General features: G+C 42.1%; 20 protein-coding genes. All 20 read right to left on the bottom strand.

The genetic code is table 11. The features are described 5' to 3' along the window. Window positions 1–12: 12 nt before the first annotated feature. Window positions 13–942 (bottom strand): tRNA pseudouridine(55) synthase TruB, encoded by a 930-nt coding sequence (gene truB / locus ACTJJD_RS06080; protein ID WP_008344736.1) that lies wholly within the window; start codon window positions 940–942, stop codon window positions 13–15. A gap of 68 nt (window positions 943–1,010) precedes the next feature. Next, window positions 1,011–1,361 (bottom strand): 30S ribosome-binding factor RbfA, encoded by a 351-nt coding sequence (rbfA, locus tag ACTJJD_RS06075; RefSeq protein WP_007499525.1) that lies wholly within the window; start codon window positions 1,359–1,361, stop codon window positions 1,011–1,013. A 17-nt stretch (window positions 1,362–1,378) separates the two neighbouring features. Further along, the gene (locus ACTJJD_RS06070; protein WP_017359071.1) at window positions 1,379–1,657 is read right to left on the bottom strand and encodes a DUF503 domain-containing protein; all 279 of its coding nucleotides are present in this window, start codon (window positions 1,655–1,657) and stop codon (window positions 1,379–1,381) included. Next, window positions 1,654–3,774, bottom strand: coding sequence for a translation initiation factor IF-2 (infB, locus tag ACTJJD_RS06065; RefSeq protein WP_007499526.1), 2,121 nt, complete (start codon window positions 3,772–3,774; stop codon window positions 1,654–1,656). Before infB ends, ACTJJD_RS06070 begins: the two co-directional genes overlap by 4 nt. Before the next feature lie 19 nt (window positions 3,775–3,793). Beyond that, on the bottom strand, window positions 3,794–4,096 hold the full coding sequence (locus ACTJJD_RS06060) for a YlxQ family RNA-binding protein (RefSeq protein ID WP_007499528.1): 303 nt from the start codon (window positions 4,094–4,096) through the stop codon (window positions 3,794–3,796). Next, on the bottom strand, window positions 4,089–4,373 hold the full coding sequence (rnpM, locus tag ACTJJD_RS06055) for an RNase P modulator RnpM (RefSeq protein ID WP_008344742.1): 285 nt from the start codon (window positions 4,371–4,373) through the stop codon (window positions 4,089–4,091). The genes ACTJJD_RS06060 and rnpM overlap by 8 nt, the downstream gene beginning before the upstream one ends. Window positions 4,374–4,388: 15 nt before the next feature. Beyond that, window positions 4,389–5,504 carry a transcription termination factor NusA gene (gene nusA, locus ACTJJD_RS06050; RefSeq protein WP_007499530.1) on the bottom strand — a complete coding sequence of 372 codons (1,116 nt, stop codon included), beginning with the start codon at window positions 5,502–5,504 and terminating at the stop codon, window positions 4,389–4,391. A gap of 32 nt (window positions 5,505–5,536) precedes the next feature. Continuing rightward, window positions 5,537–6,010, bottom strand: coding sequence for a ribosome maturation factor RimP (rimP, locus tag ACTJJD_RS06045; protein ID WP_008344744.1), 474 nt, complete (start codon window positions 6,008–6,010; stop codon window positions 5,537–5,539). 241 nt (window positions 6,011–6,251) lie between these two features. Continuing rightward, the gene (locus ACTJJD_RS06040) at window positions 6,252–7,382 is read right to left on the bottom strand and encodes a glycoside hydrolase 5 family protein (protein WP_440608180.1); all 1,131 of its coding nucleotides are present in this window, start codon (window positions 7,380–7,382) and stop codon (window positions 6,252–6,254) included. Between the two features lie 23 nt (window positions 7,383–7,405). After that, complete coding sequence (locus ACTJJD_RS06035; protein WP_440608179.1) at window positions 7,406–8,632, bottom strand: endo-1,4-beta-xylanase; 1,227 nt, start codon at window positions 8,630–8,632, stop codon at window positions 7,406–7,408. Window positions 8,633–8,711: 79 nt separating this feature from the next. Beyond that, window positions 8,712–10,820, bottom strand: a complete 2,109-nt coding sequence (locus ACTJJD_RS06030; protein WP_440608178.1) for a glycoside hydrolase family 48 protein — start codon at window positions 10,818–10,820, stop codon at window positions 8,712–8,714. A 17-nt stretch (window positions 10,821–10,837) separates the two neighbouring features. Then, window positions 10,838–12,688 carry a glycoside hydrolase family 9 protein gene (locus tag ACTJJD_RS06025; protein WP_440608177.1) on the bottom strand — a complete coding sequence of 617 codons (1,851 nt, stop codon included), beginning with the start codon at window positions 12,686–12,688 and terminating at the stop codon, window positions 10,838–10,840. A gap of 424 nt (window positions 12,689–13,112) precedes the next feature. Further along, the gene (locus ACTJJD_RS06020) at window positions 13,113–17,426 is read right to left on the bottom strand and encodes a PolC-type DNA polymerase III (RefSeq protein ID WP_440608176.1); all 4,314 of its coding nucleotides are present in this window, start codon (window positions 17,424–17,426) and stop codon (window positions 13,113–13,115) included. A 75-nt stretch (window positions 17,427–17,501) separates the two neighbouring features. Further along, the gene (locus ACTJJD_RS06015) at window positions 17,502–19,199 is read right to left on the bottom strand and encodes a proline--tRNA ligase (RefSeq protein ID WP_045034268.1); all 1,698 of its coding nucleotides are present in this window, start codon (window positions 19,197–19,199) and stop codon (window positions 17,502–17,504) included. An 80-nt stretch (window positions 19,200–19,279) separates the two neighbouring features. Beyond that, the gene (rseP, locus tag ACTJJD_RS06010) at window positions 19,280–20,545 is read right to left on the bottom strand and encodes an RIP metalloprotease RseP (RefSeq protein WP_007499546.1); all 1,266 of its coding nucleotides are present in this window, start codon (window positions 20,543–20,545) and stop codon (window positions 19,280–19,282) included. A gap of 6 nt (window positions 20,546–20,551) precedes the next feature. Next, window positions 20,552–21,703 (bottom strand): 1-deoxy-D-xylulose-5-phosphate reductoisomerase, encoded by a 1,152-nt coding sequence (gene dxr / locus ACTJJD_RS06005; RefSeq protein ID WP_017359078.1) that lies wholly within the window; start codon window positions 21,701–21,703, stop codon window positions 20,552–20,554. A gap of 39 nt (window positions 21,704–21,742) precedes the next feature. After that, on the bottom strand, window positions 21,743–22,537 hold the full coding sequence (locus ACTJJD_RS06000) for a phosphatidate cytidylyltransferase (protein WP_007499550.1): 795 nt from the start codon (window positions 22,535–22,537) through the stop codon (window positions 21,743–21,745). Between the two features lie 12 nt (window positions 22,538–22,549). After that, window positions 22,550–23,332 carry an isoprenyl transferase gene (locus ACTJJD_RS05995; protein ID WP_007499552.1) on the bottom strand — a complete coding sequence of 261 codons (783 nt, stop codon included), beginning with the start codon at window positions 23,330–23,332 and terminating at the stop codon, window positions 22,550–22,552. A 129-nt stretch (window positions 23,333–23,461) separates the two neighbouring features. After that, complete coding sequence (gene frr / locus ACTJJD_RS05990) at window positions 23,462–24,019, bottom strand: ribosome recycling factor (RefSeq protein WP_008344764.1); 558 nt, start codon at window positions 24,017–24,019, stop codon at window positions 23,462–23,464. 1 nt (window position 24,020) lies between these two features. Next, a complete protein-coding gene (gene pyrH, locus ACTJJD_RS05985; protein ID WP_008344767.1) occupies window positions 24,021–24,743 on the bottom strand; it encodes a UMP kinase in 723 nt (240 codons plus the stop codon). Between the last annotated feature and the right edge of the window lie 132 nt (window positions 24,744–24,875).

Genomic DNA, 24,875 nt, shown 5'->3' with positions numbered 1-24,875 from the left:
GTCACCTTTTCTTTAAGATTGCTTGTCCTGTGATAAAATCTTCGCCGGCTTCATCAGGTTCTGTTTGGTCGGGTGCTTCATATAAATCGCCATACAACGGCCTGAAGGAGCAAAGACAGCGACACGATCTTCCTCTGCAAAATGAGCAAATTCATCAGGCATAGGTAGGACTGCACCGTTTTCCACTTTACTTGCTAATGTATCATTTATCTCCCATTTCGGCAAATGATTGAGCGCACGCTCGATCGGCACAAGATGTTCCTCAACCGTTCCTTTCTCGCTGATCTCCCGCAACTCATCAAGAGTGATACATTCATCTAACGTAAAGTCACCAGATCCTATGCGAATGAGGTGAGACATGTGGGCTGGAAACCCAAGTTTTTTTCCGATATCGACGGCTAACGTTCTCACATATGTGCCTTTTGAACACAGTACGGTGAATCTAAATGATACTTTACCATTTTCAAATGTGACAGGTGTTGTCCGCTCGATGCGATGAATGGTAATTTCACGGCTTGGACGTTCAATTTCAATGCCTTGCCTTGCATATTCATAGAGCTTTTTTCCGCCAATTTTTACAGCAGAAAACATGGGGGGGATCTGTTCAATGGTTCCTTCAAATTGTTTCAACGCAGCATCAATGTCATCTTCTGACATCGGTACCGGCACTTTTTTTTCTTCTACTACTTCACCTGTTTGGTCTTCTGTCGTTGTAGAAAATCCAATGGTGATTTCCGCATCATACGTTTTCGATTTATCTGTTAAGTACTCCACAATTTTTGTCGCTCGTCCAATACAAATAGGCAGAACACCTGAAACCTCTGGATCGAGTGTCCCTGTATGTCCCACTTTTTTTGTGTGTAAAATCTTTCTCACTTTAAACACACAGTCGTGAGAGGTCATGCCTCTTTCTTTATGTAATAAAAGAACACCGTTTTGCACCTGCGTTCTCTCCTTTCATAAACGATGAAAAAGGACAGACGATCATCGCCTATCCTTATTTCAACGTCTTATTCGTGATCTTTTGTGTTTAGTTCAGCAATCAGGCTTTCAATTCGGTTACCGTAATCTACAGATTCATCGAATTCAAAGTGAAGCTCTGGTGTTTTGCGAAGTCTGATTCGATTGCCAATTTCAGAGCGGATATACCCTTTCGCCTTTGCAAGGCCTTTTAAGGTTTCCTCTCTTTTCTTCTCGTCGCCAAGTACAGAAATATAGACTTTAGCAATTTGCAAATCACCGGATACTTCAACATCCGTTACAGTCAAAAAGCCGATTCTTGGATCTTTTAGCTTTCTGCCAAGGATGTCGCCTAATTCTTTTTTCATTTGCTCACCCACACGGGTTGCTCTCATACTCATGATCTTATCACCTCTAATTAAAACCACTCAGTTTTCGTGATCGTTCGTTCAATTTCCGGAAAAGAATCAATAAAGCTTAACACACGCTGAAGTTCCTTTTCCACTTGAACCCGGGAGGAGGAAATGACGGCGATTCCGATCGAAGTACGCTGCCATGTATCCTGATAGTCCATTTCAGCAATGGTCACATTGAATTTATGGCGCGTTCTTGTCATGATACGCTGCAGAACCGCACGTTTTTCCTTCAGTGAGGATGCATCATAGATCATACACTCACACTCGGTATAACCGATCATTTTCTTTCGATTTCTTGCATAACGAATGATTCCATGACATCACCTTCACGGATATCATTGTATTTCTTAATGGTAATACCACATTCATAGCCTTGTGAAACTTCTTTCACATCGTCTTTGAATCGTTTTAATACGTCGACTTCACCTTCAAAGATGACGACGCCATCACGAATTAAGCGGATACCACTGTCTCTAGTAATGGTGCCTTCAGTGACATAGCCACCAGCAATTGTACCGATTTTTGATACTTTGAACGTTTGACGAACTTCAACTTGACCGATGACTTTTTCTTCATATTCAGGGTCAAGCATTCCTTTCATCGCAGCTTCAATTTCATCGATGACTTTGTAGATGATGCGGTGTAAGCGGATATCTACGTTTTCTGTTTCAGCTGTGCTCTTCGCATTGCCATCAGGACGTACGTTAAATCCGATCACAATCGCATTAGAAGCACTTGCTAAAATGATATCAGATTCTGTAATCGCTCCAACACCCGTATGGATGATTTTCACTTTGACGCCTTCTACTTCAATTTTTTGAAGAGCTGCCGTCAGTGCTTCAGCAGAACCTTGTACGTCTGCTTTTACGATTAAGTTGATATCTTTCACATCACCTTGTTTGATTTGCTCAAATAGGTCATCGAGAGATAATTTCGCTTTGTCTGAACGCTGTTCATCAAGTTGTTTAGACGCACGCGCCTCACCGACTTGACGAGCTGTTTTTTCATCTTTGAATACGAGGAACTGATCCCCTGCATGCGGTACATCATTTAAACCAGTGATTTCAACAGGTGTAGATGGTCCTGCAGTTTTCACGCGGCGTCCGATGTCATTGACCATTGCACGTACTCGGCCAAATGTATTTCCGACAACGATTGGGTCACCTACTTGAAGTGTACCAGTTTGAACGAGAAGGGTTGCAACAGAACCTCTTCCTTTATCAAGCTCAGCCTCGATCACAGTTCCTTTTGCAGCACGATTTGGGTTGGCTTTTAGTTCTGCTACTTCGCTGACAAGAAGGATCATTTCGATCAATTCGTCAATGCCTTCACCTGTTTTTGCAGATAAAGGAACGAAAATGGTTTCGCCGCCCCAAGCCTCAGGTACAAGACCATGCTCAGTTAATTCCTGCATCACGCGGTCAGGGTTAGCTGTTGGTTTGTCAATTTTATTGACAGCCACAATGATTGGCACCTCTGCCGCTTTTGCGTGGTTGATCGCTTCAATCGTTTGCGGCATGACACCGTCATCTGCTGCAACGACCAAGATCGTCGTATCTGTTACTTCAGCACCACGTGCTCGCATCGTAGTGAAAGCTGCGTGTCCTGGTGTATCAAGGAACGTGATTTTCTTACCGTTTTCTTCAATTTGGTATGCACCAATATGCTGCGTAATTCCACCCGCTTCGCCTTCAACAACTTTCGTTTTACGAATGCTGTCAAGAAGCGTTGTTTTTCCGTGGTCAACGTGTCCCATGATCGTTACGACTGGAGGGCGTACTTGCATATCTTCTTCTTTATCTTCAACTTCATACTTTTCAAGTTCAGTTTCTTCTAAAATGATCACTTCTTCTACTGGAACACCATATTCAGAAGCAATTAATTCGACTGTATCTTTGTCGAGCTCTTGGTTGATCGTAGCCATAACACCAAGCATCATCAGTTTTTTGATGATTTCAGCAGTTTCTTTGCCAAGCTCGTCAGCAAGCTGGCCGACTGTCATTGAATTTGTAAATTCAATTTTTTCAGGAAGCTCTTTTTTCGGCTTCACAGGTCTTGCTTGCTGATGCTGCGCCTTGTTGTTGCCGCCGCGTTTATTTTTGTTTTTGTTTTGGTTGTTGTTTTTTTTGTTTTTATTAAATTGATTATTCTGCACGTCATTCTTCTTTCTATCATTGTTTTTGTTAGATGATTGTTTTTTTTGTTCTGCGGGTTTCTCGTTAGCTGTCTCTTTTGCTTTGGCTTTTTTATAGATAGCGTCTAGCTTTTTCACAGTGTCGTCTTCAAGCGTCGCCATGTGGTTGTTCACTTCCACGTTCATATCCTTAAGCGCTGCTATAATATCTTTACTTGAAACATCTATGGCTTTTGCGTATTCATATACTCTCACTTTAGCCATTCGTTCACCCCCAAATAAATTAATCGAGCAAGCTTATGAGCTTCTTAGCGAAGCCTTGGTCAGTGACAGCGACAACTACGCGAGCTTCCTTCCCTATAGAACGTCCGAGAACGGAACGGTCTTCAACTTTTCTAACCGGAACATTGTAAAATTTGCATTTGTCAGATACCTTTTTCTCTGTGTTGGATGAGGCATCTGCTGCAAGAAGAACCAGCTTAGCACGCGCATGTCTAATTTCTTTGATCACCAGATCTTCTCCTGACACGACTTTACGAGCTCGATTTGCTAGACCAAGCAAAGGATACCATTCAGATTCAGTCATTGGGTTTTTTCACCTTTTCAGCTAGTTCTAGTAATTCTTCAAAAATGTGTTCGTCAATCTGTGTCTGAAATTGCTGCTGTAAACTACGTTTGTTCTTCGCCGCAAGAATGGTTTCTTTATCGAGAGAAAGGTAAGCACCGCGCCCGTTCATTTTTCCGGTTGCGTCAACAGACACTTCACCTTCTTTTGAACGAACAACGCGAATCAGTTCTTTCTTTGGTTTCATTTCTCCCGTCACGACGCATTTTCTAAGCGGGATTTTTTTTCGGCTTTTCACCTTTTATATCACCTCTTATTCGTCAGATTCCTCAGCTACTGGTTCAGCCTCTAAGAAAAGAGATTCAGAGTCTTCAGTTCTTGGGAAAATACCGAGTTCTCTTGCATCTGTTTCGCTTTTAATGTCAATCTTCCAGCTCGTTAATTTTGCTGCAAGACGCGCATTTTGACCTCTTTTACCAATGGCTAATGACAGCTGATAATCAGGGACAATGACAGTTGTCGCCTTATCTTCTTCATTTACAATGACATCAAGAACTTTTGATGGACTTAACGCATTGGCAACAAATTCAACTGGGTCATTAGACCAATGAACAATGTCAATTTTTTCGCCTTTCAGCTCATTGACAATTGCTTGTACACGCTGACCTTTAGGTCCTACACAAGAACCAACTGGATCAACATCAGGATCATCTGTACGAACAGATATTTTAGAACGGTCCCCTGCTTCTCTAGCGACAGATTTAAGCTCTACAGTACCATCATAAATTTCTGGCACTTCGATTTCAAATAAACGCTTTAAAAGACCTGGGTGTGTTCTTGATACATAAATTTGTGGTCCTTTTGTTGTTTTTTCTACTTTCGTAATGAACACTTTAATGCGGTCATGTGGTTTGTAGTCCTCATTTGGCATTTGTTCATTGACCGGAAGAAGGGCTTCGATTTTGCCAAGTGACACGTAAATGAATTTACTGTCAATTCGCTGAACGATTCCCGTCATGATGTCTTCCTCACGATCGATAAACTCAGTGTAAATCACACCTCGCTCTGCTTCTCTCACACGCTGCGTCACGACTTGTTTCGCTGTCTGAGCTGCAATGCGTCCGAAATCTTTTGGTGTGACTTCAATTTCAACGACGTCACCAACCATGTAATTCGGGTTGATATTTGCTGCATCATCTACAGAGATTTCAAGACGAGAATCATACACTTCATCTACAACATCTTTTCTTGCGAATACGCGAATCGTTCCCGTTTCACGGTTTAAATCAACACGCACATTTTGTGCTTGGTTAAAATTACGCTTGTATGCAGAAATGAGTGCAGCTTCTATCGCTTCAATAATAATTTCTTTACTAATGCCCTTCTCTTTCTCAAGAACAGTCAGGGCATCTAACAACTCACTACTCATTTTTATGGTTCCCCCTTATATCAATGAAAAGGTTAATTGAACGAAACTGCTAATCTTGCGTTAGCAATTTTTTCGTATGGAATATTGATCTCTTTCTTTCTTGTCTTGATCTTCACTGTCACTGTTGCAATCTCACCATCAAAGCTTGTAAGCTCACCTTCAAATGCCTTTTCACCATCAATTGGTTCGTATGTTTTCATGAAAACATTTTTTCCAAGTGCTTTTTCAAAATCAGCTTTTTTCTTTAATGGGCGCTCCGCTCCAGGAGAGGACACTTCAAGAAAGTAGTTTTGGCTAATTGGATCTGCCTCATCAAGCTTTTCGCTCAAGGCTTCGCTCACTTTGGCACACTCCTCGATATCGACGCCTTTGTCAGAGTCAATAAATACGCGAAGGAACCAGTTTTGACCCTCTTTGACAAATTCAACATCAACGAGTTCAAGCTGTAAGCCATCTAAAATTGGCTGTACCATGTCGCTTACGATATCCACTACTTTTTTGCTCATTCTCTTCCTCCTTGTGCTTTCGATAAACGCTCTTATCAATCATTCTGCATAAAAACCCTGCTTTATTGTGAGCAGGGGGAGCAGAAAACGGATGAATAATGTCGAGACAAAAATTGCCTGTTCAATACAAAAGAGCGGGTTTCCCCACTCTTGTCTCGGTAATCGTTAGCATTTCCATAAAAACTATACCATATCCAATTTTTTTATGCAAATGAAGTTCCTTATAAACAGGCATTCTTCATCAGTTCTTTTCATTCATTCTTTTGGCGTGTTCACGAATGATTTCTGCCTCCCGGCTCTCCTTTAAAACTCGAAAACCGTCATAATCCGGGTAGAGGGAATCATCGTCTTGAATGCTTGTTAAAATCCAAAATTGGCTACCTGCGCCTCCGAGCTGTTCAATTGTCTTCAGCCAGCTATCATATACATCAGGACGGGCTGCTTGATTTTGATAGCCAAACTCTTCTAATACAACAGGTTTTCCGATTGCGTTTCCTCGGGTGATATGATCTTTGATCCATTTCACTCCCCATGCAGCAGACTTATTCCAGTGATCTGGGTATAAATGATAGGTTCCATAATCAATATGAGGGAGAGCAGTCAAACGATCCCAATCAACACCTTCTCCTCCACTGTAAAACCAATCATCATGACCTGTCATGCGAAAGAACCCTTCGTCTCCTACAGCAACAAGGTGATTCGAGTCGATTGATTTGATCCATGCACTCATTTCATCTGCCCAGTTTACTAGTATATCTCCCGAAGGGTCTGACTGAGCGCGCGGCTCATTGGCGAGCTCCCATGTCATAATAGCAGGATCATCTTTATATTGAACACCTGAGTACGTATTGGTTCTCTCTAATACATAGCGCACATAGTTTTTGTAAGCTGTTTTAATCCGAGGATCTGTATAAAAGTGATCATGTGATCCTGCCTGAAACCACTTCACATATTGATTCATCCCGCCAAAGTCATCCCAATTGTTCACGAGTGGGATGACCAGCTTGATTCCTTCCTGCCCTGCTTTATAAATCGCATAGTCTAGTTTTTGAAAACCGGATTCTTCATAAACACCTGGACGAGATTGTAAGACTGAGTTTTCTTGAGGGGTACCATCGTGAAATCCCCAAATACGAATAACCTTTAAATCCATTGCCTTCATATCGTCAAAAACAGCATCTACCATCTTTTTTGATTTGTAATGGAAATAATAATTATTTGTGCCAGCAAAGTAAAATGGGGGGTTGTTCAATACAAAATGTGTACCAGATGTTTGCACATAGGAGGAGGCCTTTACGGTCAGAGTGAACCAACCCGCCCATAAAGTGATCAGCAGCATAAAACAAGCCACCCGTTGAACCCATTTTTTCATTCCATTCTCCTCCTCACAATCTCTTATTCTACTGGTACGATGATATCTAGTTGAAGCGGTGTTTGTTTAGTTGAATCAAGTTCAATCGTCTGCTGCTGCAACATTTTACTTACTTCACCAATTCGAACCTCATACGTCCCGTGAAACGCTGGACATGTCACTTGGCCATTCCCATCTGTTTTTTCCACTCTTTGTGTCGTCCATTCCTGTAGTAGCTTTTCATAACGCCTGCCTGCTTCATTTAACGACCAATCATGATTCACGATGGCTGCGTGCTCACCTCTCCAATGAGCACCCGCCCAAAATCCCCACATCAGCACACCTTTTACAGCTGGATGACTAAAGGCTACCCGATATAAAGCTTCTAAGTTATCCGCTCGTCTATTGGCATCCGGATGAACAGAGTCATACTCTGTCACCCATATCGGTAGACCAAGCTCAGCAAGCACATCTAGTCTTTGTTTTACAACGACTGGATCCACTCGATCTTCAAAGTGACCTTGAACTCCAATAGCCTCAACTGGTGCCCCCAACTGACGAAGTTCATTGATATGTGCTTTATATGCGTGATGTTCGCCGTATGAGATTACATTATAATCATTGACAAACAGCAAGGCTTGAGGGTCAATTTTTTTCGTTTCTTCATACATCCATTTCCAAATCTGTTTCCCAAACCGGTCTTTAAAAAATGAACCATGCATCATTTCGTTGTTTACATCCCAATGACGGAATTTTCCTTTAAAATGATTGCCTGCATGCTCAAGCCGCCTTTTCATGGCTTCATATACTTCATGATTCGGTAATGATTTCAGCCAGTTTGGATTGGCATCCTCTACCTCCCAAAATAAGGCGTGCCCCCTCACTGGAATTTGGTGTCTATTGGCAAAATTCAGCATGGCATCTGCTTTTTCGTAGGTTATTTTCCCTCGTTCAGGCTCATTTGCATACCATTTTGCCTCATTTTCAAACACAGCCCAATTAAAATGTTGGACAAAAAAATCAGCATACGTTTGATTGAATAGTACTTGGTCATTCATTGCTGAACCAAATGCAAATTCATGTCTGATTTGTTTTATTTCCACCTCTACTCCGGCAACTGGCTTTTTTTCCTTATTGATGACGTTTATGACAAGCTCTCTTTGTCTATGTTGTAAGATTCGATCATTTGCTTCTTTTCTCCAGCTTTGATTTTCTTGTTCCTGTGATCCGCCATTCGATGAATGATTCATAAATTCTTTCTTTTTAACCATAATGACATCACCTTTGCTTTCACTTCATTTATCTTATGAGAAGACCGCCGACTAAAAAAGCCGGCAGCTGCACTACGTTCTATTCGTTTATGAGACGATGGTATTCTGCATAAGCTGTAGCCATATCAACTTGCGACCAGAAACGGTGATAGGTGAAACTTGGCGCTCCGTTTTCCCATTTGCCTGTTGCTTCATTAAAAGATGATTGATATTTACTCTCCAGGGCTGACCAAGCTGGGTCTTGCTTGATTTTCGGACGAAGATCTGCAAAGCTCGTATACACTCCGTTACCTCCTCGCTGCGGGTCAGAAGGAATGGTGCTGGAACCAGGGATCTGATTTCCTTGACCAAATGTTCCGTTCCAGCCATTTGGGAAGTACACTTCTTTTTTAAAGAAACGGTGGTAGTCTTCTCTGTCTTCCTCTGTCACAATCCCTACACCATCATTGTAATTCCAAGCAACCTCAAGGAGCTGTGCCGCTGTCTCTTTTGCTCTTATGCCAAGTGCTGTGTAGTTCCCTGTCTCTTTCTGTGTTGCAGCAGCAAAGAATGTGAGCGCTTTGATGAGACTGCCCAGTACACCAGTATCTTGAGTAGGATCTTTTGTAACTGCCGTTAAATTTGGATTACCTGTTGCAGATTGGAATCCGCTCCAAGTGTCAGGTTGACCGCTCCATTCTATATTCCCAGGAATCCAAAACTCTCCAGGTGCACTCGTCGTAGCAACAGCAACATTTGCCCCCCCTAGAATTCTTTGACCCTGACCATCTAAAAAATATCCATCTTGATCCGACACTGGACGAGTGCCAATAAAAATATAATCTAGTGAATAGTTGACCCATTTTGTGATGACAGATTTGGCCATTTGGAAATTTTCAGATGTTTTGTCGCCATCTTTTGCAAAGATATAATAAAGCTCTGCTACACGCTCAATCGGCCATGCTTGCATTCCAAACCAGTTATTGGACGGAGGATCATGGTAAACAGGCGCATCTTCATAAGCCATATCATAAAATGTGCTTCTTCCTGCTGGATAAGCGCTATAGTCTCCATTCCAACTGTTGGTAGCACCTCCTGCAATCGCTCCCTCTTTTGATTGAAGCCAAACGTAAAATTCAAGCTGTCTCTTTAACGTCTTTTCCCAATCACTTGCACCAGTCGGTGACGATGGCTTTAAGCCTCCCTTATCTGAGGATAAAGCGTAGGCAGCGACTGGGTTTTGATACCCTTGATGACAATGGCTCGCTCCGATACGCCATGACCAATTCGCATATTCTCCAAGTCCCCCGCCCCAAGAGGTATACCATGCCATTAAGTGATGACATGCACTTTTTCCATTTCCAGGATACGGATTACCTTGCTTGCCGCTTCCAATTGTTTGAAAATATTTATCGTACATTCCGTAACGAAGGAAATCCCCCATCTTTTTCGCTTTATCAAGATAGGCTGACCCGTTATAGCCAAGTTCCTTTGCCCAATACATTGCCTGTATCGCACGTGCATCAGCGTCCGTCGCATTTGTGTAGCGCCACTGGGCGGCTGGCGCTTGATTTTCTTTTGTGAACAAGCTCATGAAACCTTCATTGGGCTTTCCGGCCGTTTTATCATCTTGTGATGGATGAGGGATGGCCTCCCATACGGATTCTTGCGGACCCCGCTGGAATGTGTTTACATATGCGGCTGTATGTGATGGGTTGAGCAAATTCCCATATTCATACCAGTTGTCTACATCAAGAAGCCAGTGCATTAAATACGTTTCATTCGTTCCGTAAGTTGACCTCAGTTCATGATCAATTGGATCTTGACCAGCAGGGCGAGCACCCGTCAAATGGCTCGGATATTGATCTGGATATGGTTTCTCTGAAGCGTATGTGGCTGGGCTAGATGGATTGTAAGAACTCATATGCGGCTGTTCGTCATGTCCATCTTCGTTTACTGGAATGATAAACTTCTCCATATTATCCCAAGCCGCTTCTAGTTTGCTCCAATCGCCTGTGTAATGCCCATACAATACTTCAAGCCATAACCAGTAGCTGTAAGCTTCTGAAGTGGTCATATGCCCGTAATCAGGCGCCTCGCAAATGAGTGTCTCAACGGAATGATACGGAATGCCTTCTTTTGAAAAATATCCATTCGCATCGTTTTTCATTTGATGATAAAGCGCTAAAAACCGTTCTTTATTTGTCATGTCCTCACCCTTTATATTTATTTATTCGGAAGCGTACCAAATTCTAAAATACCTTGATCAAAAACAGGAATTCTCGCTGTTTTCTGCATATTGGATGTTAATCCTTGAAAGGAATAATCATTTGAGGCATCCCATATATTCGCACCATTTGGCGCAGATAATCGGAACTGGATTTCCTTCTTATGAAGCGATTCGCCTCCTGGAAAAATAGCTACGCCAGTAAAATCGATTTCTGTAAAATAGATATGGGATGATGCGTCATACACCGTTAACGGAGTTAAGGAAGCGCCTTCATTGTAAACAGCTGTCACTTGAATATCTTTATCAGTGAATCCCTTCGCAAATATCTCGCTTAGATTGACATAATATCTAAAAGAAAGTGATTGACTACTTCTTGCCGGCCAGCCTGATCGATTGTATAGAATGGCTTTGATCTGAGTAGATGTTGTATCGTTACTCATGACAGCTGCCTCTACAAAAAACTCATCTTCCACTTTTTCTTTAGGCGGAAAATTCGGCAGCTTTGACTGCCCCAGACCAAACAGCTGCACCATTTTGGCTACATTTCCAGTAAAGGCGGCATTATAGTCTGTTGCTACCTCGTTGGATACATAGTCAGAGATGTCATCGGTATACTGATCCTGTGCATTAGGCCCCCCAACAAGCGCTCCATATAACGTGTGCCGATGAGAAGAAGGAGTTGTCAGCTGATTAGACCATGAGCCATGTGCAGTTCGATGGTGTGGATGGATCGGCGGATTTTTGCCAAACCCAACGACATAGCTTCTATTTTGCGGATTATCCCCTAACATATAGTTTGTTTGCCTGATCGCAAATGTTTGGTATCGATTCTTTTTTTCTTGATCAGAGACCCAATCTGCGTACACAAACGCTAAAAATGCAGCATTTGCTGTATAACGAAGTGAACCCCATTGATCTAACCACGCTAGTCCGCCAGGCGTATAAGTGATTCTTTCTACTTTTCCATTTTGAACAAAACCCGTCGACCAGTAATCGAGATTACGCTCCGTCGATTCGATAAACCTTTTCTCCTTTGTGATTCTCGCAAGTAAAATTTGCGAAGCAAAAAAGGTATTGTCCCACGACATCGTAAACGTATAATCCCAATCCTTCGGCCATTCTTCTACTGCTTTTAGTGCTTTGTTTAAATAGGTCTGGTCATTTGTCGCCAAGTACAGCCATATTCCACCCCAAATGAGCTCATCAATATAGCCGCTCCAAGAGTTATAAAATGGCTGCGCATTGGTGACACAATCTGTATACTCACCGCGATATTGGTCGGCAAATGCATAAAGCTGTTTTGCATGGGTGAGAAGCTTTGCTGCATAGGGCGCATCAGTTTCTTTAAAAATAATTGAACCTGCTGCTAAAGCGGCTGCGGTTTGGGCGGCTACTTCTGTTCCTGGACAATGTTCATCAATTTTAAATGCCGGCCGATTCATCGGCATCACTTCTGCTGGACCCCACCAGCCATGATCCGCGTTCCCATCGCCTACTTGTGCCCAAAATTCATTTGGACCTGTATGGGCTTTCAAAAAATAATCGGTTGCCCACTTGATTTGATCTAACATATCATCAAGCAGCTCTGCCTCTTCGTAAGCTTCTCGGTACTCATAGACTGTCCATGCAAGCACGGCTGCCGAGTAAGCCATCGGAAGTCCGAACTTCACATGATCACCAGCATCGTACCAGCCGCCTGTTAAATCATGACCAACATCTTTCCCATCCTCTAGTCCAGAATCCCCTCGCCAGTTAAGACGATTGCTTTCAGGAAGCTTTCCGGAACGCTGGGCTTCGTAAAACAAAATGGATTTTTGAAGCACCTCTACATAGTTGTAATCTGACATGTACCTACTTCTCACCCCTTCTTTTTTCTTAAACGTGAAACATTGAACAAGAAATGACCACCTCCTTGTTATTCCGTTCGTGTTTTGTACAGTGTTGAAAAGAATCAAGCGTGTTTCAAAAATGTGCATAGTAAACAGCCATCAGCTTGACGCTCACCGAGGGTGGTTTTCTCCTGATTCTTCATGTGACTGTACCCAAAATGATCATATGTCGTATGAGAACATTTCAGACGGCTAAATTCTCTTTTTTGCTCTATTTGGGTAGAAAGAATGACATACAATCTCTTCTCTCAAAACACGACGTTAAATCAAGATATATGAACCAACAAGAAAATAATTCCAGTTAAAATATTTAGTTAACATAATAATATTATTGTATATACAAAAAAAGAACGCCCTTTAAGGGCGCTCTTCATTTTTCACATTAGAACAAAGAAAGCTGGTTTTGATCAGGAAGTGCTTCTAAGCAGCCTTGACGATCCAAATACTCAAGGATGGTCTTAGACACTTTTCCTCGTTTTTGTAAATCTTCTTTTGAGAGGAATTCACCATCTTGGCGTGCGCGTACAATATTTAACGCAACGTTTGTTCCGAGTCCAGGGATGGAGTTGAATGGCGGGATTAACCCGTCTCCATCAATGATAAACTCAGTGGCACTTGATCGGTATAGGTCTACTTTTTTAAAGTGATAGCCTCTTTCACACATTTCAAGTGCAAGCTCTAGTACAGTTAATAGGTTCTTCTCTTTCGGTGATGCATCAAGACCTTTTGAGTTAATATCGTCCATGACCGCTCGAATCGCATTCGATCCTTTTGTCATCGTTTCGATATCAAAATCATCAGCACGAACGGTAAAATAAGCCGCGTAGTACAGAAGTGCATGGTGCACCTTGAAATAAGCAATCCGAACGGCCATTAATACATAAGCAGCCGCGTGGGCTTTAGGGAACATGTATTTAATCTTTTTACAAGAATCAATGTACCAGTTCGGTACGTTATTATTCTTCATTTCTTCTTCCCATTCAGGAGGAAGTCCCTTCCCTTTACGAACAGATTCCATGATTTTAAAGGCAAGTGACGGCTCTAAACCTTGATAAATCAGATAGACCATAATATCATCACGACAGCCAATCACTTCGCTTAGTTCACACGTTTTATTATGAATCAGCTCTTGGGCGTTGCCGAGCCATACATCTGTACCGTGAGATAGACCAGAGATCTGAACAAGCTCCGAGAAGGTGGTCGGTTTTGTATCCTCAAGCATCTGACGAACAAACCTTGTGCCAAACTCTGGGATCCCAAGTGTTCCCGTTTTACATCCAATTTGTTCTTCTGTGACACCGAGAGGTTCCGTTCCTTGGAAGATTTTCATGACCTCAGGATCATCTGTCGGAATCGTTTTTGGATCAATTCCGCTCAAGTCCTGAAGCATCCGAATGACCGTTGGATCATCGTGTCCAAGAATATCTAGTTTCAGCAAGTTATCATGGATTGAATGGAAATCAAAATGCGTCGTTTTCCAATCAGAACCTGTCGCATCTGCTGGATATTGAATTGGTGAGAAATCGTAAATGTCCATATAATCCGGCACGACGATAATACCGCCTGGATGTTGGCCTGTTGTCCGTTTGACGCCCGTACAGCCCTGTACGAGCCGGTCAATTTCAGCACCTCTCATATGAAGGTTATGATCTCCTGCGTAGCCTTTCACATAACCATATGCCGTTTTTTCTGCAACGGTACCGATTGTACCTGCGCGATATACATACTCTTCACCAAACAGCTCTTTTGTATAGTTATGGGCAATCGGCTGATATTCTCCTGAGAAGTTCAAGTCGATATCAGGCACTTTATCTCCTTTAAAACCTAAGAACGTTTCAAACGGAATATCGTGTCCGTCTTTTTTATACGGCGTCCCGCATTCAGGACAGTCTTTATCAGGAAGGTCAAATCCTGAGCCAACAGATCCGTCATTAAAGAACTCAGAGTGCTTGCAACTTGGACATACATAGTGCGGCGCAAGCGGGTTTACTTCTGTAATCTCTGTTAATGTCGCAACGAAAGATGAACCAACTGATCCCCTTGAACCAACTAGATATCCATCATCAAGTGATTTCTTAACAAGCTTATGAGAAATTAAATAAATAACAGCGAAACCGTGACCAATAATACTCTTTAATTCTTTCTCAATCCGGTCTTCTACAATTTTCGGTAAATCGTCACCGTAGATGCTGCGAGCCATGTTATAGCTCATTTCCCGAATTTCTTCATCTGCACCTTCGATTTTTGGTGTATAAAGATCGTCTTTGATTGGTTTAATACTTTCGACCATCTCAGATACTTTTTGCGTATTCGTCACGACAATCTCTTTCGCCTTCTCGTCTCCAAGGAAAGAGAATGCTTCTAGCATTTCATCAGTTGTTCTAAAATGAACTTTTGGCAGTTCATGACGATTAAGCGGATTCGCCCCGCCTTGTGATGAAATTAAGATTTTGCGATAAATTTTGTCTTCTGGATGCAGGTAGTGCACATTTCCAGTCGCCACGACTGGTTTATTCAGTTTTTCACCAAGTTTCACAATGTTTGTGATGATCTCTTTTAATGCACGTTCATCCCGAACAAGCTCCAGCTGGAGTAAATGCTGATACACTTCTGGCGGATGAACTTCTAAATAGTCGTAAAATGCGGCAATGTCTTCTACCTCATCAGGTGACTTCTGCATCATCCCTTCAAACACTTCACCCTTATCACAAGCAGACCCAACAATTAAACCTTCTCGATATTTCTCAAGCTGTGAGCGCGGGATACGCGGCACGCGGTAGAAATAATGAATATGAGAAAGTGAGACAAGCTTAAATAAATTCTTTAGACCCGTCTCATTTTGTGCAATCACGGTTGCATGGTAAGGACGTGAGCGCTGATACGCATTGGACTGCCCCATGTTTTCATTTAATTGATCGTGGTAAGCAATCTCTTTTTCAGCCGCATCTTTTAGCATCTTCAGCATGAGGTAACCAGTTGCTTCTGCATCATAAATCGCCCGGTGATGCTGCGTGAGTTCAATATCGAACTTTTTACACAGCGTGTTCAGCCGGTGATTTTTAAATTCAGGATAAAGGAATCGGCCGAGTTCTAGTGTATCAATGACAGGGTTTGACGCTTTATCTGTTTTTAACAGGCGCTTATATGCTGCATTTAAAAAGCCCATATCAAAGCTCGCATTGTGAGCAACAAGGATATCTTGTCCAATCCACTCTTTGAAATCTCGAACAACATCGACCACATCTGGTGCATCTCTCACCATGTCATCCGTGATACCGGTTAGTTCAATGGTTGTCGCTGATAACGGATGATGAGGGTTTGCAAATGCCTCAAAGCGGTCAATGATTTCCCCGCCTTTGATTTTCACGGCTGCAAGTTCAATGATCGTATCATACACAGCAGAGAGTCCTGTTGTCTCAACATCAAATACGACAAACGTCGCATCTTCTAACAAGCGGTGCTCTGGATTATACGCAATCGGTACCCCGTCATCGACTAAATTGATTTCCACCCCGTACATCATTTTGATGCCATGCTTTTTACTTGCTGCATACGCATCTGGAAAGGATTGTACAACGGCGTGATCTGTCAGGGCAATGGCCTCATGCCCCCATTTTTTTGCTTGTTCAACAAGTCTACCGATGCCAGTGACAGCATCCATCTGGCTCATTGGCGAATGCAAATGAAGCTCAACACGCTTTTCTCCCTCTGGTGCAGTATCTTCTTTCAGCTGAGGTTTCATTTCATTGACGTCATTTGCGATCATGACAAGATCTCTCACAAACGTATCGTTTTGAATACTTCCTCTTGCTTTGACCCACATCCCTTTTTTCAAGGATTTCATGAGCTGAGCATCTTCTTTTTCTCTCGCAAACATTTTGATCAAAATACTATTCGTATAATCGGTAATTTTAAAGATACAAAGGGTTCTGCCGCTTTTTAGTTCGCGCGTTTCTGCATCAAACACGTATCCTTGGACGGTGATTCGTCTTTCTTCGTCCATAATACTATCAAGCGTACGTATTTCTTCATTGTCTTTGATTTGATAGCCAATCATCAGAGGGCCAGAAGGGGCTTCCTCTTGATCCTCACTTTCCTTCTTCTCCATCTCAACAAGGGCTTGCATGGCTCTTTCTTGATCTTCAGCAAGTTTTTGTTCTCTGAACTTCTGAATCTCTTGATCTGACACAAAAATTTCTGTATCAAATTGAAGTTCTGGAAAACCAACTTGTTTAAATGCAGCCTGAAGCATTGGGCTATATTTCTTCTTGATGGCCAGAGCCTCAGTTTCGCTTTTTGTTTTGATGATGATCTTATGTCCAGACAGCGCTGGTTTTTGCTGTTGAAGCAAGCTGATGATTGGGGGAGAAATTCCTTGAAGCTCTTCCACACAATGTGACCAATATGATTGAACGAGCTCTTCAGATATGTGCGGATCATTGACTTCAATCGTACAAGTGACTTGTGCGATATGAGAAAATGCATTTGTCAGCCTGCTTAAAAACATTGCATATACTTTGTAAGGCAAAAGCGCCTTAAATTTAAAATGGAAATGCCACGTTTTTGCCGCCTTATGCACCGTCAATTTGACGATCTCGCCTTCTTCAAAGTAACGGCTGAGGTCATCATCTGTCATTTGAATCTGATTGAGTAATATATGAAATTGCCGTCGGGTAATCGGTAATTGTTCATCCAAGACAGGACCCTCCTTTTGCAAATCAGAAAGGTACCTCTTTTTTGCAGGAGGTACCTTCATTTTTTTGTTCGTTTTTTATGCTTGGCGTATAAATGAAATCAGTTCATCAACAGATACTTCGTGTGATTCACCTGATTTTCTGAATTTCACTTCGACAATACCTTCTTCTGAACGTTTCCCGCAGCTAATGCGAATTGGCAGTCCAATTAAGTCACTGTCGGCAAATTTGACGCCTGCACGCTCTTGGCGGTCATCGAAAAGGACTTCATAGCCCTCTTCCTGTAAACGCTCATACAGCGTTTCAGCCAGTTCCTTTTGTGCATCGTTTTTCATATTTAAGGCAAGTAGATGAAGATCATATGGCGCAACTGTTTCTGGCCAAATAATCCCCTTGTCATCATGATGCTGTTCAACAATCGCAGAAAGGGTTCTAGAAATTCCGATGCCATAGCAGCCCATGATCATTGGCTGCGCACGTCCATTTTCATCGAGGTATGTTGCATCCATTGCCTCTGAATAACGCGTGCCTAGCTTAAAGACTTGTCCTACTTCAATTCCTTTTGCGAACTGGATTGTGCCTTCACCATCTGGAGAAACGTCTCCTTCTTGAATCAAGCGAAGATCTGTATATTCCTTCACTGACAGATCACGAGCAGGATTAACATTGACATAGTGATAATCCGATTCATTTGCACCTGCAACTGCGTTTGTCATTCCTTTGACAGCGTGGTCTGCATAAATCGTTACTTCCGCTTCAAGCTTCACTGGTCCAACAAATCCTGGTTCTGTTCCGATCACGTCTAGTACTTCCTCACGTGAAGCAAGCTCTACAAGCTGTGCTCCAACTAAGTTTTTCACTTTCACATCATTTACTTCATGATCGCCTCTTGTCAGGACAAGTACATACGCATCGTCCGCTTTAAACAAGACAGATTTGATACATGTAGAAGGAGCCACTTCTAAGAATGACGCAACATCTTGTATCGTCTTCACCTGAGGCGTGTGTACTTTTTCGAGTTCTTTGAAGTCCGCAGGGTTTGCTTCTTCTCCGTGATACACAGCCTCAGCCATTTCAATGTTCGCAGCGTAGGAAGATGTGTCAGAGTATGCGATTGTATCTTCTCCTACTTCTGACAGTGCCATAAACTCATGTGTATCTTTTCCTCCCATTGCCCCAGAATCGGCAATGACGGGTCTAAAGTTAAGACCTACTTTTGAAAAGACATTCGAGTAAGCTGTAAACATTTTGTTGTATGTGTCATCAAGGCTCTCTGGTGAAGAGTGGAATGAATAGGCGTCCTTCATAATAAATTCACGTCCGCGCAATAACCCAAAGCGAGGTCTTTGTTCATCACGGAATTTTGATTGGATTTGATACAGTGTCAAAGGAAGCTTTTTATACGATTTGACTTCACTGCGTACGAGTGATGTGATCACTTCTTCGTGTGTTGGGCCAAGTGCAAACTCGCGGCCGTGACGATCTTTCATACGCATGAGTTCTGGACCGTATGTATACCATCTTCCTGACTCTTGCCACATTTCTGCTTGCTGCAGCACTGGCATTAACAGCTCAGCTGCTCCCGCCTTTTCCATTTCCTTGCGAACAATGGATTGAATGTGCTGAATAACTTTATGTGCTAGCGGCAGATAATGATAGATACCGCTCGTGTTTTGTCTAATAAATCCAGCTCTTACTAATAGCTGATGACTTTTTGCCTCAGCATCTGCCGGCACCTCTCGAAGAGTTGGAATGAAAGTCAGGGATTGTCTCATGTCGTTACACCTCATTTAAGAAATAGGACTTCTCACAAAAACTCTTGTTTCCCAGAATGAGAAACAAGAGACATTGGTTTTTATAAAAATAATCGCTGGATGTCATTCCATGTCACTACTAGCATTAATAGCATGAGGAACGCAACACCAATGAAGACAACAAGTGCCTCTTTCTCACGATTAATTGGTTTGCCGCGAATGGCTTCAACGAATAGGAAAAGTAATCTTCCTCCGTCTAATGCAGGAATCGGTAATAAATTCACGATCCCTAAGTTGATACTAAGAAACGCAGCAAACTGCATTAATGTTAACACACCTTGTTTCGCTACTTCTCCTGTCATGTCATATATTCCAACAGGACCTGCAAGCATATCTAATGAAAATTGTCCTGTGACAATCTTTTGCAAGTTCGTTAAGATGAGACCTGCTGTTGATATCACTGTCGTTCCTGAAGATGAGATGACTTTGAGAAAGCCATTTTCTGTTGGCGGGTAAGAGCCAAAACGGCCAATGGTTTTTCCTTCGGCCTTCACAGCTTCCGGTACAACTTGAATGGTGCTTTCTTTGCCATCTCGGTCAATGACGACATTCATTTTTTTATCTGGGTTCTTTTGAACCGTTTGAACAACGTCTGTCCAAGAATTCATTTTATCCCCGTTAATTGAAACGATATGATCTCCCTGCATAAGCCCAGCTTGCGCTGCCCGGCCGTCTTTTGTCAGCTTACCAAGTACAGGATCATCCACGGTTACACCTTGAATAAATCCTAAAGCCACTAGAATCACATATGCCAGGATAAAGTTCATAATCGGTCCAGCTGCAATGGCTTTAATACGCTGCCATACTGTTTTTGAACCAAACTGACGGTTGTATGGCGCAATTTGAATTTCTTCACCATCTGCAATATAGAAGCTTGTTTGGCTTACATTGTAGCCAGTCAGAATGTCTTCATTTCCAGCCTCATATCCTGAAATTCTCATCGCATGATCTAAATCAATTTGTTCAACTTCAATGACAAGTGCATCAGGATATTTCTCTTTATCATTTAAAATGATTTTTTCTACTTCATTTTGCTCATTGAATAAGAGCCCCACTGTATGACCCGGTTTAATTTCAATGACTTCAGGGTCTTCTCCAGCCATTTTAACAAATCCGCCGATTGGCAGAAGTCTGATGGTATAGACGGTTTCTTTTCGTTTAAAGGAGAAAATCTTCGGTCCAAAACCAATTGCGAACTCGCGGCATAGAATGCCTGCGCGCTGCGCCATAATTAAATGGCCAAGCTCGTGGAAAAAAACGAGCGTTCCAAAAATAATAATAAACGCAATCACTGTATTCACGAACATACCACCTTATGCGAGGATTGATTGAACAAAGTCTCGTGTATCTTTGTCCACTTCATGGATATCTTGCAAACTAGGCGTTGAAATCACATGATGTCTGTTCAGTGCCTTTTCAATCAATTCTTCAATTTGCAGGAACGTTACTTTGCCTTTTAAAAATGCATCAACAGCTATTTCATTGGCTGCATTAAGCACAGTAGGCATTGTCCCTCCTATTTTACCTGATTCATAAGCAAAATGTAAGCAGCGATACCTGTCAAAATCCGCTTTTTGGAAATTTAATTGTCCAATCTCCCAAAGGTTTAATGATTTCGCCTCTTTTAATGGCGCTCTATCAGGATAAGTGAGCGCGTATTGAATCGGAACCCTCATGTCAGGTGTACCTAACTGAGCCATGACACTTTTGTCATGGAATTCCACCATGGAATGGATGATGCTCTCTTTATGTAACAGCACATCAATTTGATCGTATGGGATATCAAACAGCCAATGCGCCTCAATCACCTCAAGCCCCTTATTCATCATGGTCGCTGAATCGATCGTGATTTTTGCGCCCATGGACCAGTTCGGATGATTCAGCGCTTCTTCAACCGTTACACCTTCAAGCTCCGTGCGTTTTTTATCTCGGAAACTGCCGCCTGAAGCTGTGACGATTAAGCGTTCAATGTTTTTAGCTTGTTCACCTTGCAGGGATTGAAAAATAGCGGAGTGTTCACTATCGACAGGAAGTAAAGGCACGTCATACTTTTTGGCGTACTCTTTTACTATATGACCAGCTGTCACAAGTGTTTCCTTATTTGCAAGTGCGATCGTCTTTTTTTGTTCAATGGCTTTTAATGTCGGTACAAGTCCGACACTTCCTACCAGTGCATTGACCACAACATCCACTGCATCATAGGTCGCTGCTTCGATGTTTGCTTCATCACCCGCAGCCATTTTGACATCGTATTGAAATGAATGACCTTTTAACGTGCGATAGGTCGCTTCGTCTACACATCCAACAAATTCAGGCTGAAATTGTTCAATGATAGGGATGGCCTTGTCTATATTTCTGCCAAACGTCATCGCTTTCAACTTGAATTTGTCTGGATGCTGCCTGATCACATCTAATGTTTGTTCTCCAATTGATCCTGTTGCGCCTAATAGCGAAATATATTTCAAATTGCCACTCCTTCTCTCGTTCAATTAGTTTCTATGAGGTTAGCTAGCAAACGTGGCCAGCAATAAATATAAAAACGGCAGAACGAATAAAAAGCTGTCAAACCTGTCCAAAATTCCGCCATGACCTGGGAGGATTGTCCCTGAATCCTTCACATGGTAATGACGCTTTAAAGCAGATTCCACAAGGTCGCCAAGCTGTCCAAAAATACTGAGCAAAAGAGTAATAAACATAACAAGCAGATATGATGGCAAAAATCCTGTAACCGCCTGGAACACAAGTGACAGCACGACCGCTGTGACGATTCCGCCGATAAATCCTTCTACTGTTTTGTTTGGGCTGATCTCTGGCCAAAGCTTTCGTTTCCCCATAGATTTCCCAATAAAATAGGCACCTGAGTCAGTGGACCAAATAATCACCGCTGCGAAGAAGATCGCACTCATGCCATACAAGCCTCTAATTTGAATAAAATAATAGAAACTAACGCCAATATATAATGTGGCTAATATAACAAAAGCAACCTCATCGAATGTGAAAGAGTTTTTGCTCAGAACTGTATAAGTTAAAAGGATTAAGACTGCAAATAAAGCAATCTGCATTTTTGATGCGTCTACGTTCGGGAAGAAGCTATTTTCTCCGCCCATTAAAAGCCAAAGCAATATTAAGCTGACAATGCCAGGAAAGCTGAAAATCGAAATCTTTTTCATTCTAAGAAGCTCAAAGAGAGCGACACTTCCCATTAAATAAATCAGCAGGGTAAATGGCATTTGTCCATAAATCACTGCAAGTAAAAACACTGCAGCTGCCAGAACACCCGTCAAAATTCTTTGTTTCATCTGCACCACCCTCTAAATTCCACCGAACCTCCGGCCGCGGCGCTGGTACTCTCCGATAGCGCCTATGAGATGCTCATCAGAAAAGTCAGGCCAAAGCACATCCGTAAAGACAAACTCGCTGTATGCAATTTGCCAAAGCATAAAGTTGCTTAATCTAATTTCTCCACTCGTACGAATAAGCAAATCCGGATCTTGAAGAGATTCTGTCATTAAATAAGCTGAAAACATCTCTTCTGTGATGTCTTCTGCTCGAAGCTTGCCTTCTTTGACTTTTTCAGAAATTTGTCTGCATGCAGAAATAATTTCTGTCCGTCCTCCATAATTGAGCGCAAAATTTAAAATGAGTCCGTCATTATTCGCCGTACTCTTCACTGCGTTCTCTACCGCTTTTTTCGTATGCTGCGGGAGGCCGTCTGGATCACCTGTTAAACGTACACGGACATTTTCCTCGATGAGTTCAGGCAGATAGATGTTTAGAAACTCTTCAGGAAGCTTCATTAAAAAGTCTACTTCTAGTTTTGGACGTTTCCAATTTTCTGTAGAGAAAGCATACAAAGTCAGCACTTTGACATTCAGCTCATTTGCAAGCTTGGTCATGCGCTTGACAACTTTCATTCCTTCATGATGTCCTGCTACCCGTGGAAGCGCACGTTTTTTCGCCCATCTTCCATTCCCATCCATGATAATGGCGATATGTTCAGGAATTTCTCCATTTAATATGTCTTCTTTTGTCAGGCTTTCTAAGTTGGAAGCTGCTGTTTGCTGATTCTTCCAATTTTTGAGTATATTGAGCATGAGATTCCTCCATCACCCAAAAAGGTTGCGTTCCCGCTAATAATATAGTCCTCAACAGTATTAACAAAAAAACCCCCTGTAAACATGAAGAGGGTCTTTTCACTATTATCTATTGTACATAGTTTTTTCTTAAACTTCCATGATTTCTTTTTCTTTATCTTTTGTCACTTCATCAATTTTAGCGACATATTCATCTGTCAATTTTTGAACATCCTCTGTAGATGATCTTAATTCATCTTCAGTGATCTCCCCATTTTTCTCTAGCTTTTTCAATTCATCGTTTGCATCACGACGAACGTTACGAACAGCTACTTTTGCTTCTTCTGAGTATTTTCTCACAACTTTTACAAGTTCTTTACGTCTTTCTTCTGTTAGTGCTGGGATCGCAATACGGATCACGTTTCCGTCACTTGTTGGTGTGATACCAAGATCAGACTTTTGGATCGCCTTTTCGATATCACCGATCGCTGTTTTATCGTAAGGTGTGATAATCAGCATACGTGCTTCTGGCACTGTAATTGACGCAATTTGGTTTAGTGGTGTTTGCGCACCATAGTAATCCACTGTTACTTTGTCTAAAAGGGAAGCATTAGCTCTGCCCGCACGGACAGTTGCTAGTTCACGTCCGTATGCTTGAACGGCTTTTTCCATTTTTTCTTTTGTTTGGTTCAACACTTCTTTTGACACGTTATTTCCCCCTCACGATCGTTCCGATTGATTCGCCATTGACGGCACGTTTAATATTTCCTTCTTCCATAATAGAGAAGACGATTAATGGAATGTCATTGTCCATACATAATGAGGACGCAGTAGAATCCATTACAGCAAGCCCTTCTTTTAGTACATCAAGATATGAAAGCTTATCATATTTTACTGCATCCGCATCTGTACGAGGATCAGCACTGTAGACACCGTCTACATTGTTTTTCGCCATTAAAATGACATCTGCTTCAATTTCAGCTGCACGAAGTGCTGCTGTTGTATCAGTAGAGAAATAAGGGTTACCAGTACCTGCAGCAAAAATCACGACACGTTTCTTCTCAAGGTGACGGATCGCTTTTCTTCTTATGTATGGCTCTGCAACCTGTCTCATTTCGATAGAGGTTTGTACTCTAGACTGAATGCCAAGCGTTTCTAGGCTGTCTTGTAATGCCAATGAATTCATCACTGTTGCAAGCATCCCCATATAGTCTGCTGTTGCCCGGTCCATTCCTAAGTCACTGCCTGTCTTACCACGCCAAAGGTTTCCTCCACCTACAACGACTGCAACTTCAACATCAAGTTCTGCAATTTCTTTTACTTGCTTTGCAATTGATTGAATGACAGTTGGGTTAATTCCATTTCCAGCATCACCAGCTAGTGCTTCTCCACTTAGCTTCAGTACAATGCGATTATATTTCGGTTTGCTCATGATAACCTCCAAGTGTAAACTATACCGTCTCTTATTATGCGTAAGAAACCGTCTTTTGTAAATCAATATCCTCTAAAAAATAGGGAACACAGTGCTTGTGCTCCCTAAAAAAGCCCCAGAGAGCTTTTCAAA

Origin of the sequence: Bacillus sp. 22446 (genome assembly GCF_052044955.1) — a bacterium.
Taxonomy (GTDB): domain Bacteria; phylum Bacillota; class Bacilli; order Bacillales; family Bacillaceae; genus Bacillus; species Bacillus altitudinis.
This window is presented reverse-complemented; position numbering and strand designations above follow the sequence as displayed.

Coding starts and splice junctions, on each gene's coding strand:
- rseP (WP_007499546.1), bottom strand. CDS start 20,545: ATGTTCGTGAATACAGTGATTGCGTTTATTATTATTTTTGGAACGCTC.
- ACTJJD_RS05995 (WP_007499552.1), bottom strand. CDS start 23,332: ATGCTCAATATACTCAAAAATTGGAAGAATCAGCAAACAGCAGCTTCC.
- infB (WP_007499526.1), bottom strand. CDS start 3,774: ATGGCTAAAGTGAGAGTATATGAATACGCAAAAGCCATAGATGTTTCA.
- ACTJJD_RS06040 (WP_440608180.1), bottom strand. CDS start 7,382: ATGAAAAAATGGGTTCAACGGGTGGCTTGTTTTATGCTGCTGATCACT.
- ACTJJD_RS06035 (WP_440608179.1), bottom strand. CDS start 8,632: ATGGTTAAAAAGAAAGAATTTATGAATCATTCATCGAATGGCGGATCA.
- ACTJJD_RS06000 (WP_007499550.1), bottom strand. CDS start 22,537: ATGAAACAAAGAATTTTGACGGGTGTTCTGGCAGCTGCAGTGTTTTTA.
- nusA (WP_007499530.1), bottom strand. CDS start 5,504: ATGAGTAGTGAGTTGTTAGATGCCCTGACTGTTCTTGAGAAAGAGAAG.
- rbfA (WP_007499525.1), bottom strand. CDS start 1,361: ATGAGTATGAGAGCAACCCGTGTGGGTGAGCAAATGAAAAAAGAATTA.
- ACTJJD_RS06030 (WP_440608178.1), bottom strand. CDS start 10,820: ATGACAAATAAAGAACGGTTTTTAGCGCTTTATCATCAAATGAAAAAC.
- ACTJJD_RS06025 (WP_440608177.1), bottom strand. CDS start 12,688: ATGTCAGATTACAACTATGTAGAGGTGCTTCAAAAATCCATTTTGTTT.
- rimP (WP_008344744.1), bottom strand. CDS start 6,010: ATGAGCAAAAAAGTAGTGGATATCGTAAGCGACATGGTACAGCCAATT.
- ACTJJD_RS06015 (WP_045034268.1), bottom strand. CDS start 19,199: ATGAGACAATCCCTGACTTTCATTCCAACTCTTCGAGAGGTGCCGGCA.
- pyrH (WP_008344767.1), bottom strand. CDS start 24,743: ATGAGCAAACCGAAATATAATCGCATTGTACTGAAGCTAAGTGGAGAA.
- ACTJJD_RS06060 (WP_007499528.1), bottom strand. CDS start 4,096: ATGACTGAATCTGAATGGTATCCTTTGCTTGGTCTAGCAAATCGAGCT.
- ACTJJD_RS06070 (WP_017359071.1), bottom strand. CDS start 1,657: ATGATCGGTTATACCGAGTGTGAGTGTATGATCTATGATGCATCCTCA.